Origin of the sequence: Mesorhizobium sp. J428, assembly GCF_024699925.1 — a bacterium.
In the GTDB taxonomy this organism is placed as follows: Bacteria; Pseudomonadota; Alphaproteobacteria; order Rhizobiales; family Rhizobiaceae; genus Mesorhizobium_A.
On sequence record NZ_JAJOMX010000001.1, the window covers coordinates 4,042,967 to 4,055,337 of the forward strand.

Here is a 12,371-nt window from a genome sequence, read left to right on the forward strand (position 1 = left end):
TGGAATTTTGGCGCCGAAAGTCGCGCTCAAGGCCCTGTGCAGGTGCCTGAGGAGGGCTCTTTGCGCTCGACATCGTTCACCGAGGCCGGCAGGCATTCTTGCCGCCGGCTCGGGGGTCTCTAGGCCAGCGTCCGTTCCACGATGTCGCGCAGGTCGGCCGACAGCGCAGGCGCGGCCTTGATCCGCGACAGCGTCGCACGCGCGCGCTCCCTGCGGGCCTCTTCGAGCGACCGCCAGGAGCGGAACGCCGTGGCGAGGCGCGCCGAGAGCTGCGGGTTCTTTGGATCGACCGACAGCGCGATCTCGGCCAACAGCTCATAGCCCGCGCCGTCGATGCGGTGGAAGCCGGTCTGGTTGGCCGTCGTGTAGGTGCCGATCAGCGACCGCACGCGGTTGGGGTTGCCGAGCGAGAAGCCGGGATGTGTCATCAGCGCGCGCACGCGGTCGACCGCGCCGTCGCCGGGCGCGATCGCCTGAATCTGGAACCACTTGTCCATCACCAGCGGATCGTTGCCAAACCGCGCCTCGAAATCCGCCAGCGCGTCGGCGGCCTCGGCCGAACCCGGATGGCGCATCGTCAGCACCGAAAGGGCCGCGGCGCGGTCCGTCATGTTGCCCGCCTCGCGATACTGGCGCGCGGCGATGTCCGGCGAGGCGGTCGCGAGGGTGACATAGTCGAGCATGACGTTGCGCAGCGCCCGCCGCCCGCCGCTCGCCGCGTCGGGGGAATAGCCGCCGGTGTCGGCAAGGCTCTCGTAAGTCGACAGGAAGCTGTCGGCGTTCGCCGTGGCGATCACGCCGGCGAGCAGGTTGCGCGCCGAAAGGATCGCGTCCGGATCGATGTTCGAGCCGATCTCGCGGGCGATGTCGGCCTCGGCCGGCAGGGTCAGCGCCAGCGCCTTGTAGGCCGGTTCCAGTGCCTGGCTGCGCACCGTCTCCAGGCAGATCTGCGAGAGTTCGGGCGCGATCTTCGCCGCCTTGCCGCCGCGGATGGCGCCGGCCGCGTCGATCAGCGCGCCGGACATCAGGCTGGTCAGCGCCTGCCAGCGTGAGAACAGGTCGCTGTCGTTGCGGGCGAGAAGCATGCGTTCCTGCAGCGGCTGGTCGAAGGCGATTGTCACCGGGGCGGAGAAGCCGCGGTTGAGCGAGATCGCCGGCCGCTCGGCCAGACCCTCGAAACGGATGACGTGCCGGCGCTTCTTCAGGTGGATGACGCCGTCCTCGACGGTGGCGCCGCTGACCGACGAGCAGGCGATGTCGTTTCCGTCGGCGCCGACCAGACCGAAGGCAAGCGGAATATGCATCGCCTTTTTGCGGCTCTCGCCGGGGGTCGGCGGCACCGACTGCTCGATCTCCAGCGTCAGCGTCGCGGCATTCGCATCATGCGTGGCCGAGACCATCAGGTTCGGCGTGCCGGCCTGGTGATACCAGAGCGAGAACTGCGAGAGGTCGCGGCGCGACACGTCCTCGAAGACCTTGACGAAATCCTCGATCGTCGCGGCCTCGCCGTCGTGGCGCTCGAAATAGAGGTCCATGCCGCGCCGGAAGTCCTCCGCGCCGAGGATGGTGCGGATCATGCCCACGACCTCCGAGCCCTTCTCGTAGACGGTGGCCGTGTAGAAGTTGTTGATCTCGCGATACCGCCGCGGACGGACGGGATGCGCCAGCGGCCCCTGGTCCTCGGGGAACTGGTGCGCGCGCAGCGTGCGCACGTCGGCGATGCGCTCGACCGCGCGCGAGCGCTCGTCCGCCGAGAATTCGTGGTCGCGGAAGACGGTCAGCCCTTCCTTCAGGCAGAGCTGGAACCAGTCGCGGCAAGTGATTCTGTTGCCTGTCCAATTGTGGAAATACTCGTGCGCGATGATCGCCTCGATATTGGCGAAATCGGCGTCCGTCGCGGTCTCGCGGTCGGCCAGCACGTATTTGTCGTTGAAGATGTTGAGGCCCTTGTTCTCCATCGCGCCCATGTTGAAGTCGGACACGGCGACAATGTTGAACACGTCGAGATCGTATTCACGGCCGAACGTCTCCTCGTCCCAGCGCATCGAGCGCTTCAGCGCGTCCATCGCATAGGCCGCGCGGCCCTGCTTGCCGTGCTCGACGAAGATGCCGAGCCGCACCTTGCGTCCGGACATGGTGACGAACTGATCCGCCACTTCGGCGAGATCGCCGGCGACGAGCGCGAAGAGATAGGACGGCTTCGGATGCGGATCGAACCATTCGGCGAAGTGCCAGCCGTCGGCGAGCTCGCCCGCAGCCCCCGGATTGCCGTTGGCAAGCAGCAGCGGCGCCTCGGCGCGCCGTGCCTCGATCCGGACCGTATAGACCGAGAGCACGTCGGGCCGATCGAGGAAATAAGTGATCCGGCGGAAGCCTTCCGCCTCGCACTGGGTGCAGTAATTGCCGCCCGAGCGGTAGAGACCCATCAGTGCCGTGTTTGCGGACGGCGCGGTCTCCGTCTCGATCGCCAGCCGGAAGGAGCGCGTGCGCGGCGGTGTCGCGATTGTCAGTTGCTGCGGTGTTGCCTCGTAGCTGCCGGGCTCCAGCGCCACGCCGTCGATCGAGATCGCGAGCAGCGCGATGCCGTCGCCATCGAGCACAAGCGGGGTCGAGGCGGTCACGCCGTCGCGCCGCTCGATCGTCAGCTCGGCGATCACGCGCGTCCTGTCAGGATCGAGCCGGAAGGTCAGGGATGTCCTGGGAATGAGCCAGTCGCTCGGACGATAATCCTCGAGCCTGAACACCTGGCCTGTATCTGTGCGCATGCAACGTCTTTCGGGCTCGGCCGCGGCCTTGGTCCAAACGGTCGAAGCCCTTGGCGCGACAAACTGTTATGCTAGGTCTTTACACGAAACATCGGCTCGTCAAAACTCACGGTGCGTAAGCATTCGCACCCGCACCAGCCGCAGATCCACGAGGAAAGACCATGACTGTTCAAACTCCCAAGTTTGGAATGGGCGCATCCGTGCTGCGCAAGGAGGATGACGCGTTCATCTTCGGGCGCGGACACTACACCGACGATTTCGCGCCGGCAGGCATGCTGCACCTCTATGTCCTGCGCTCGCCCACTGCGCGGGCGAAGTTCACCATCGTCTCGACGGAGGCCGCGAAGGCGGCGCCGGGTGTCCATCTGGTGCTGACCGCCGCCGACATCGATCTCGGCGACCTGAAGTCCGGCGCGATGCAGAAGCAGCCGGACGGCACGCGCGCGACGCCCCGCGACATCCCGATCCTGTGCCGCGACGAGGTGTCCTATGTCGGCGACGCGGTGGCTTGCGTCGTTGCGGAAAGCCGCGCGCTGGCGCAGGACGCGGCGGAACTGATCGAAATCGACTACGAGGACATGGAGCCCGTTGCGTTGACGGCGCAGGCGCTCGATGCGGATGTGCCGCTGGTCTGGCCCCAACACGGCAGCAATCGCGCCTTCCGCTATGAACTCGGCGACGCGGCAAAGACCGAGGCGGCCTTCGCCAAGGCGAAGCACGTGACCAGGACCGTGTTCCGCAACAACCGCCTCGTCTGCAACTACATGGAGCCGCGCGCGGCGCTTGCGGAGTGGAACGCGCAGGAGGAGAGGCTGGTCCTGACCGTCGGGTCGCAGGGCGTGCATTCGATGCAGCGGATCCTTGCCGGCGTGTTGGGCATTGCGCCCGCCGGCCTGCGCGTCGTCACGCCGGATGTCGGCGGCGGCTTCGGCCCGAAGACCTTCGTCTATCGCGAATATGCGCTGGTGCTGGATGCCGCGCGCCGTCTCGGCCGGCCAGTGAAGTGGGCGAGCGACCGCACGGAGCACTTCCTCACCGATGCACAGGGACGCGACAATGAGGTGGTGGCAGAGATGGCGATGGACGCGAACGGCCGCTTCCTGGGCCTGCGCGTCGGCCTGGTTGCCAATCTGGGAGCCTATTGCTCGCAGTACGGACCGTTCATCCCCTATGTCGGCGCGACGATGTCGACCGGCGTCTACGACATCAAGGCGCTGCATGTCGAGATCGACGGTGTCTACACCAACACCTGCCCGGTGGACGCCTATCGCGGCGCCGGCCGGCCGGAAGCGGCCTATCTGCTGGAGAAGCTGGTCGACGCCTGCGCGCGCGACATGAACCTGTCGCCCGCCGAGATCCGCCGCCGCAATTTCATCCGGCCGGAGCAGTTCCCCTATACGACTGCGACGGGTCGCAGATACGATGTCGGCGAGTTCGACGGGCACATGACGCTGGCGCTGGAACGAGCCGACTGGAACGGCTTCGAGGCGCGCCGGCAGGCATCGAAAGCGGCCGGCAGGCTGCGCGGCATCGGCATGGCGACCTATGTCGAGGCCTGCGCCTTCGCCGGCTCCGAAGCCGCCCACCTGACGCTGAACGGCGACGGCACCGTGACGCTGTTCATCGGCACCCAGACCAACGGCCAGGGCCACGCCACGGCCTATTCGCAGTTCGTCGCCGAGAAGCTCAACCTGCCGATCGAGAAGATCCATGTCCGGCAGGGCGACACCGACGAGTTGGACAAGGGCGGCGGCACCGGCGGCTCGCGGTCAATTCCGCTCGGCGGCGTCTCGGCTGCCTATGCCGGCGAGAACCTCGCCGAGAAGATCAAGAAGATCGCCGCGGACGAACTGGAGGCGGGCGCTGCCGACATCGAGCTCGTCGACGGCACCGCACGCATCGTCGGTACCGACCGCTCGCTCGATTTCGCCGCGATCGCGAAGGCTGCCAAGAGCCCGGAGGACCTGAAGGGGTTCGGCGAGTTCGTCCAGGACGAGGCCACCTATCCGAACGGCACCCATATCTGCGAAGTCGAGATCGATCCGGCTACCGGCATGACGGAGATCCTGCGCTACACGATCGTCGACGACTTCGGCACCGTGGTGAACCCGATCCTGCTCGCGGGACAGGTGCATGGCGGCGTCGTGCAGGGCATAGGCCAGGCGCTGACCGAGGACGCGGTCTACGGCGAGGACGGGCAATTGCTGACGGCGAGCTTCATGGACTACGGCATGCCGCGGGCGGATCTGATTCCGTTCATTGACTTTTCGACCCGCAACGTGCCCTCGACCACCAACGCGCTCGGCATCAAGGGCGCGGGCGAGGCGGGCACGATCGGCGCCACGCCGGCGGTGATGAACGCGGTGACGGATGCGCTGTGGCAGGCCCATCGCATTGGCCACATCGAGATGCCGGCGACGCCCCTGAGGGTCTGGCAGGCGATCCGGGACGCTGCCTGAACGTGCCACATTTCACGTTCTCGCGGCCGGTGGCCGCGATCATCCTGAAAACGTCGTCGATCGCGGTTTTTGTGGGGATGCAGTCCTTCATCAAGCTGGCCGGGGTCGTCCCGGCCGGCCAGATCGTGTTCTTCCGCTCCTTCTTCGCGTTGATACCGATCCTGATCCTGCTGGCCTGGACGGGCGAACTCAGGACGGCGTTCTATACGAGCCGTCCGGGACGCCACGTGGTGCGCGGCCTTGTCGGCGTCTCGTCGATGGCGCTCGGCTTCTTCGCCCTGACGCGGCTGCCGCTGCCCGAGGCGATCATGCTCAACTACGCGCAGCCCCTGCTGGTGGTCGTCATCAGCGCGCTGGTGCTGGGCGAGGTGGTGCGCGTCTTCCGTTGGACGGCGGTCGCGGTCGGCTTCCTCGGCGTGCTGATCATCTCATGGCCGAAGCTTACCCTGTTCACGTCGCCGGACGGGATGGGAAGCGCCGAGGCGGTCGGCGTTGCTGCGGCCCTCGTCGCGGCCGCCATCTCGGCCGTCGCGTTGCTGCAGGTTCGATCGCTGGTTCAGACGGAAAAATCATCGACGGTTGTCATTTGGTTCTCGCTCACCGCCTCGGCTGCGGGCCTGTTCACGCTCCCTTTCGGCTGGGCGCCGCTGACGGGTTGGCAGTTCTTTTACCTCGTGATGAGCGGCATCTGCGGCGGTGTCGCCCAGGTGCTGATGACTGAATCCTACCGCCACGCCAGCGTCGCGACGGTCGCGCCCTTCGAATACACCTCGATCCTGTTCGGGCTCGCGGCGGGATATCTACTGTTTGGCGATCTTCCGACTGTCCATTCGATCGTCGGCGGGGCGATCGTCGTGGGGTCCGGCCTGATGATCATCTGGCGCGAGCAGCGGCTGGGGCTGGAGCGCGGCAAGGCGCGCAAGGTCATGCCGCCACAATAGGCTCAGGCAGACGCTCTGGCCGCGGCAAGCGCCCGCAGCGTTTCGGCCGTCTGCGCGTCGGCCGGGAAGAAGGATTCGATCGCAATCTCCGACACCGTCACGTCCAGCGGCGTGCCGAAGACGGTGACGGTCGAGATGAACGACAGGCTGACACCGGCCGCCTTGATGCGCAACGGCACGGCGATGTTCGAATAGTCATGCCTGACCGGGCCGCCGTTCGAGCGGCCAGGATAGGCGCGAAGCTCGGCTTCGAGGTCCGCGACCTCCGGATTGCCGCTCGCTGCCGCCAGCCGCTTCAGCCGCTCCAGCACATGCGCGCGCCATTCCGCCAGGTTCTCGATGCGCGGCGCGAGACCGCCCGGATGGAGGCTCAGCTTGAGCACGTTGATCGGCGGCTCGAGCAGGCTCGCTTCTTCGATATCTTGGAGGAATGGCGCGATCGCTGCGTTCGCGCGGATCAGGTTCCAGCACCCGTCGACGGCGAGCGCCGGGTTCGGCTCGTGCGCCGCGAGCACGCGGCCGATCGCCGCCATTGCCGGCGCGAAGGCTTCATCCTCGACCAGCCGCTCGGGATAGGTCGGCGCATAGCCGGCCGCGAGCAGCATCCGGTTGCGCTGGCGCAGCGGCAGGTCGAGGCGCTCGGCGAGCCGGATCACCATGTCGCGCGACGGAGCCGCGCGCCCGCTTTCGAGGAAACTCAGATGCCGCTGGGAGATCTCGGCCTCGAGAGCAAGGTCGAGCTGGCTCATGCGGCGGCGGGCGCGCCACTCACGCAGCAGGTGGCCAACGGAGGTGTGCGGCGTATCCATGCCGCAAAGCTAGCCCGGTTCGGGAATGGTTGCCATTACCTGGCACGTAATCGCCAACACGATCCGCGCGATCGATGATCCGCAGCAATCCGGTCGATGCCGGTGCAACTGAAAGGACCGCAACATGTCTATCGCCGTTACCCCCTATGTCCGCAACGTCCTCCTTCTCGATGGTCTCGTCAGCGGCGCGGCCGGAATCGTCATGGCGGCCGGCGCTTCGCTGCTCGCTCCGCTCCTGTCGCTTCCGGTCGATCTCCTGTTCTGGGCGGGCATCGTGCTCTTGCCCTGGTGCGCGGCGCTCGTTTTCCTCGCGCGCCGGTCGGCCATCTCCCGGATGCTGATGCTGGACGTGATCGCGATCAACGCGCTCTGGGTCGCGGCGAGCTTCGGCATCATGGTCGCCGGCCTCGTCCAACCCAACCTGCTCGGCGTGCTGTTCGTTACGGCGCAAGCGCTGACGGTGGCGCTGTTCGTCGCGTTGCAGCTTGGCGTCATGCTACGCGCCGGCGCAGCGGCCTGAGACGACCTGCGTGGAGGCCGGGGCCGGAGAGGCCGCGCTCCGGCTTTCGCATCTCGGCGGTCAGCCGGCGTCCCGCAGCTTCGCCTTCACTTCCAGGAAATCGCGCCAGGCGAGCTTCTTGTGGGCGGGGTTGCGGAGCAGATAGGCCGGGTGCAGCGTCGGCATCAGCGGGATTTCGACGCCGGTGCCGATCGAATGCGCCTTCCATGCCCCGCGCAGCCGCATGATTCCGGTTTGGGTCTTCAGCAGCGCCTTGGTCGATGCGTTGCCGAGCGTGACGAGCACGTTGGGATTCACCAGTTCGATCTGCCGCTCGATGAACGGGCGGCAGATCTCGGTCTCCATCGGCGACGGATCGCGGTTGCCCGGCGGCCGCCACGGAATGACGTTGGCGATGTAGACGGACGTGCGGTCGTATCCGATCGCCGCGAGCATCCGATCCAGCAGCTGGCCCGAACGGCCGACGAAGGGCAGGCCCTCCAGATCCTCCTCGCGTCCGGGGGCCTCGCCGACGAACATCACCGACGCTGCAGGATTGCCGTCTGCGAAGACCAATGACTTGGCCGTGAATTTGAGATTGCAGCCGTCGAAGCCGGCGAGAATCTCCCTCAATTCGTCGAGCGAGCCGGCGGAGCGTGCGGCCTCCCGGGCGCGCGCTGCCTGCGCCTCGTCGGGCACGCTGGCGGCAATTGCCGGAGCTGGCGGTCTCGCGGCGGCTTGCTGCCGCGGCACCTCGACCGGGGCCGGGGGAGCGGCGGGCGGCGGCGCGGCCCTGGCCGACAGGGCGAACCGATCCACGGGCGCGTCGTCGAGCGCCTCGTCCACGCCCGTCTCGGCGTAGAAGCGCAGAAGCTCCTCGAGGGAGGCGCGGGTGTCGATGGCGTCGGTCATGGTCAATTCGCGCGGCCATACTGCCGCTGCCCATTCAATAGGGCGGTGCCGGTCCTGCGTAAACCTCCATGCTCACGACAGCGGAATGCGCGGGTCCTGCCGGAGGTAGAATTCCAGCTTCGGCGTGAAGTCCGTGACGAAGAACTTGAAGTCGGCGGTTTCCAGCGGATCGACATGGCCGTCGGAGAAGACGATGCGATCGTTCGGCTCGAAGTCGGTATCGTGGATGCGGAAGGAATCCGACGACCGGTTTTCCGGATTGACGCGCCTCTGGTCGAAGGAGAGGCCGTCGCCGTGCACGCTCGGAATGCCGAGCTGCTCCTGCAACTCGAACTCGTATTCCGTCCAGGCGATGCCGCTGTTGTTGAGCGAGCGGATGCGGAGGTGCATCATGCCGGTGGCAAATTGGCCCGGCTGGCCTTGGGTGCGGATCTGGGAGGCGACCCGGATGACGAGTGTCACGGGGCTCGCCGACACCATCTCCTGTTCGATGACGAACGGATCGGCCTTCGTGCCGATGCCAGACACGCCAAGAAGGATGAAACCGCCGAGCTCGTCGGAGAAGGAATAGGCGCCGGAGCGCCACACATGCGGTTCGCCACCCTCCGCCACAGCGAGGAAGGGCAGGGCGGCAAGACATCCTGCGATCACCTTCCAGAGAGCAGCCATCGTCTCGTCCGGCAGAACGTGCTTGGGCGAGGATAGACTCGTTCGACGGCAAATGGATACGGCGAATCCATAGGCGCCGGAAATCGCCGGGCGAAATCGGGAATTGAATTGACGTTTACGTTAAGGTAAATTTATAGCAATTAATCTAACGAACGTTAGAAATATGCGACGCTTTCGCGCGGCAGCGGGTCTGGTGCAGGCGTGAGAATTAAGGCAAGAGGATCGGCGACCGGCCGGAGGACGAGATGAGCGAAGTCGAACGCGAGAGCATGGAATTCGATGTGGTGATCGTCGGAGCGGGCCCCGCCGGCCTGGCCGCCGCCATCCGGCTCAAGCAGGTCAATCCCGAGCTCTCGGTCGTCGTGCTCGAGAAGGGCGGCGAGGTCGGCGCGCACATCCTCTCCGGCGCCGTGGTCGACCCGATCGGCATCGACAGGCTGCTGCCGGACTGGCGCGAGGATGCCGACCACCCGTTCCGGACCGAGGTCAAGGATGACCATTTCCTGGTGCTCGGACCGGCCGGCTCCGTGCGCATGCCCAACATCCTGATGCCGCCGCTGATGAACAATCACGGCAACTACATCGTCTCGCTCGGCAATGTCTGCCGCTGGCTCGCGACCAGGGCCGAGGCGCTGGGCGTCGAGATCTATCCGGGCTTCGCCGCCGCGAACCTCACCTATGACGAGAACGGCGCGGTCACCGGCGTCATCACCGGCGACATGGGCGTGGAGAGGGACGGCACGCCGGGCCCCGGCTTCGCCCCCGGCATGGCGCTCTACGGCAAATATGTGCTGATCGGGGAGGGCGTACGCGGCTCGCTCGCCAAGCAGCTCATCGCGCAGTTCAAGCTGTCCGACGGCAAGGAGCCGCAGAAATTCGGCATCGGCCTCAAGGAACTCTGGCAGGTCAAGCCCGAGAACCACAAGCGCGGGCTTGTGCAGCATTCCTTCGGCTGGCCGCTCGGCATGTCCACCGGCGGCGGGTCGTTCCTCTACCATTTCGACGACAACCTGGTCGCGGTCGGCTTCGTCGTCCATTTGAATTACAAGAACCCGTATCTCTCACCCTTCGAAGAGTTCCAGCGCTTCAAGACGCATCCGGCGATCCGTGGCACCTTCGAGGGCGCCAAGCGCCTTTCCTATGGCGCGCGCGCGATCACCGAGGGCGGCTGGCAGTCGGTGCCGAAGGTGTCGTTTCCGGGCGGTGCGCTGCTCGGCTGCTCGGCCGGCCTCGTCAACGTGCCGCGCATCAAGGGCTCGCACAATGCGGTGCTCTCCGGCATCCTCGCGGCCGAGCATGTGGTGGACGCGATCGCCGCCGGCCGCCAGCACGACGACCTGATCTCCTACGAGGAGGCCTGGCGCGCGAGCGACATCGGCAAGGACCTGAAGCGCGTGCGCAACGTCAAGCCGCTCTGGTCGCGCTTCGGCACGCTGATCGGCGTCGGCCTCGGCGGGCTGGACATGTGGACGAACCAGCTCTTCGGCCTGTCGCTCTTCGGCACGCTGACGCACGGCAAGACCGATGCAGCCTCGCTGGAACCGGCCGCCAAGCACAAGAAGATCGCCTATCCGAAGGCTGACGGCGTGCTGACCTTCGACCGCCTGTCGTCGGTGTTCCTCTCCAACACCAACCATGCCGAAGACCAGCCGGTGCACCTGCAGGTCAAGGACATGGCCCTGCAGAAGACCTCGGAGCACGACGTCTTTGCCGGCCCGTCGACCCGCTATTGCCCCGCGGGCGTCTACGAATGGGTCGATGCGGAGGGTAACGCCGCCGCCGACAAGATGGGCGTCGACGTCAAGTTCGTGATCAACGCGCAGAACTGCGTCCACTGCAAGACCTGCGACATCAAGGATCCGAACCAGAACATCAACTGGGTGCCGCCGCAGGGCGGCGAGGGGCCCGTTTACGTTAACATGTAACCGGACTGCACGCGCAGATTGCCATCACGCCCGCCGCATGTTTTTCTGGCGTGGGTTTGGGAGCAGTGGCGGGAATGCGTGGTTTCGCAAAGCTTGGGATGGTGGTCGGCGCTGCCCTGATAGCGTCGACCCTGGCGGTCCGCGCGGATGTGACCGTCAAGACGAAGTATTACGACATCAAGGGCAAGACCGGCCTCGAACTGTTCTATGACATGAACAGGAAGGGGCCGCGCCACGGCTTCCTCACCAAGGCGATCGCCCAGACCCAGTTCAAGACCGACATCAAGGGCGACCTGGTCTATTCGAAAGGCATCTGTCGGACGCAAGGCGCGAAGATGGTGATGGAGATAACCTACGTTTATCCCCGTCCGGTCGACAAGCTGCCTGCCGCGCTCGCCCGCCGCTGGAAAAGGTTCCAGGCGACGAACGTCGCGCATGAGGAGATGCACGGCAGGCTCGCCAAGAAGATGGTGAGCGACGTCAACCGCACCTTGCGCGGCTTCAGGATGGCCGACGGCCAGTCCTGCCGCAAGGCCAACGCGAAGCTGATGAAGGATCTCGACAGGATCATTGTCGCCTACAACAAGTCCCAGGTCGACTTCGACAAGCGCGAGCACCGCGACGGCGGGCCGGTGGAAAAGAGCGTCCTGGCGCTGGTGGCCCGCTGAACGGGGCGACTTGAAGGCCGCCGTTATGCCCCTTGCCGGCCTGCCCCGGCCCCGTTGAGAGCCGCAAACCGCATCACTTGCATCAACTCTTTAATGCGGCGAGCCCGTTGACGACGAGATCGACGCCGAAATCGAAACGCGTATCCTGGTGGGTTTCCAGCAGTTCCGGCAGGCTCGCCCGGATGTTTGGATAGCCCTCCGACGAGGCGAAGAATGCCTCAAGCGGCCCGGCGAGCGGGTGCGCGCCGGCGCAGTGTCGGCTCTTCTCTGCCAGCGCCTGCTCCTCGATGACGAAACCCATCACATAATACATCAGCGAGAATACCGCTCGCGGGGCGACGCTGTCGTCGAAGCCCGCCCGGCGCAATGATCCGACGAGAATCTCTCCCAATCCCAGCACATTGGCCCGGGCGACGAAGGTTCCGGCGAATACGCGCGCGCCGTCGCGGCGGGACAGGAGGGCACGGCGCATTTCCTGCGCACCGCTGCGCAGGACCTCCCCGTAGTCGCCGCCGACCGGAATCCTGTCCGCCACCCCGGCGACAAGAGCCTCGGCCATTTCGTCCAGAAGGGCCGGCTTGCCCGAAAAATGCCAGTAGAGGGCGGGGGCCTGCACCTGAAGCGCGTCGGCCAGCCGTCGCATGCTCAGCCCCTCGACCCCCACTTCATCCAGCAGATCCAGCGCGTGCGCGACAATTCCGGAACGGGTGAGAGCCATGCGAAT

Annotated in this window: 10 protein-coding genes; 5 read left to right on the forward strand and 5 right to left on the reverse strand. The window is 66.1% G+C overall.

All coding sequences use genetic code 11. The annotated features are described in order from the left end of the window. Positions 1-119: 119 nt before the first annotated feature. Entirely contained in the window at positions 120-2,765 is a 2,646-nt protein-coding gene (pepN, locus tag LRS09_RS20275; RefSeq protein WP_257808689.1) for an aminopeptidase N, read from the reverse strand. 161 nt (positions 2,766-2,926) lie between these two features. On the opposite strand from pepN, the gene LRS09_RS20280 reads away from it, so the two are divergent. Both LRS09_RS20280 and LRS09_RS20285 read left to right on the forward strand, forming a co-directional pair. Next, positions 2,927-5,224 carry a xanthine dehydrogenase family protein molybdopterin-binding subunit gene (locus tag LRS09_RS20280; protein WP_257808690.1) on the forward strand — a complete coding sequence of 766 codons (2,298 nt, stop codon included), beginning with the start codon at positions 2,927-2,929 and terminating at the stop codon, positions 5,222-5,224. A gap of 2 nt (positions 5,225-5,226) precedes the next feature. After that, positions 5,227-6,165 (forward strand): DMT family transporter, encoded by a 939-nt coding sequence (locus tag LRS09_RS20285; protein ID WP_257808691.1) that lies wholly within the window; start codon positions 5,227-5,229, stop codon positions 6,163-6,165. Between the two features lie 2 nt (positions 6,166-6,167). Here the strand turns inward: LRS09_RS20285 and LRS09_RS20290 are convergent, their stop codons facing one another. Then, positions 6,168-6,974, reverse strand: a complete 807-nt coding sequence (locus LRS09_RS20290; protein WP_257808692.1) for a helix-turn-helix domain-containing protein — start codon at positions 6,972-6,974, stop codon at positions 6,168-6,170. A 124-nt stretch (positions 6,975-7,098) separates the two neighbouring features. Between LRS09_RS20290 and LRS09_RS20295 the strand changes: the two genes are divergently transcribed. Beyond that, a complete protein-coding gene (locus LRS09_RS20295) occupies positions 7,099-7,494 on the forward strand; it encodes a hypothetical protein (RefSeq protein WP_257808693.1) in 396 nt (131 codons plus the stop codon). Positions 7,495-7,554: 60 nt separating this feature from the next. On the opposite strand, the gene LRS09_RS20300 is transcribed toward LRS09_RS20295, so the two are convergent. Both LRS09_RS20300 and LRS09_RS20305 read right to left on the reverse strand, forming a co-directional pair. Further along, the gene (locus LRS09_RS20300) at positions 7,555-8,385 is read right to left on the reverse strand and encodes a uracil-DNA glycosylase family protein (RefSeq protein WP_257808694.1); all 831 of its coding nucleotides are present in this window, start codon (positions 8,383-8,385) and stop codon (positions 7,555-7,557) included. A gap of 72 nt (positions 8,386-8,457) precedes the next feature. After that, positions 8,458-9,054 (reverse strand): hypothetical protein, encoded by a 597-nt coding sequence (locus tag LRS09_RS20305; protein ID WP_257808695.1) that lies wholly within the window; start codon positions 9,052-9,054, stop codon positions 8,458-8,460. Positions 9,055-9,299: 245 nt separating this feature from the next. Here LRS09_RS20305 and LRS09_RS20310 point away from each other — a divergent pair, with 245 nt between their 5' ends. Both LRS09_RS20310 and LRS09_RS20315 read left to right on the forward strand, forming a co-directional pair. Further along, positions 9,300-10,979 carry an electron transfer flavoprotein-ubiquinone oxidoreductase gene (locus LRS09_RS20310; protein ID WP_257808697.1) on the forward strand — a complete coding sequence of 560 codons (1,680 nt, stop codon included), beginning with the start codon at positions 9,300-9,302 and terminating at the stop codon, positions 10,977-10,979. Positions 10,980-11,053: 74 nt separating this feature from the next. Beyond that, positions 11,054-11,647: a DUF922 domain-containing protein gene (locus LRS09_RS20315; RefSeq protein ID WP_257808699.1), complete on the forward strand. Its 594-nt coding sequence runs from the start codon at positions 11,054-11,056 to the stop codon at positions 11,645-11,647. Between the two features lie 82 nt (positions 11,648-11,729). On the opposite strand, the gene LRS09_RS20320 is transcribed toward LRS09_RS20315, so the two are convergent. Further along, complete coding sequence (locus tag LRS09_RS20320) at positions 11,730-12,365, reverse strand: TetR/AcrR family transcriptional regulator C-terminal domain-containing protein (protein WP_257808700.1); 636 nt, start codon at positions 12,363-12,365, stop codon at positions 11,730-11,732. Positions 12,366-12,371 lie beyond the last annotated feature (6 nt).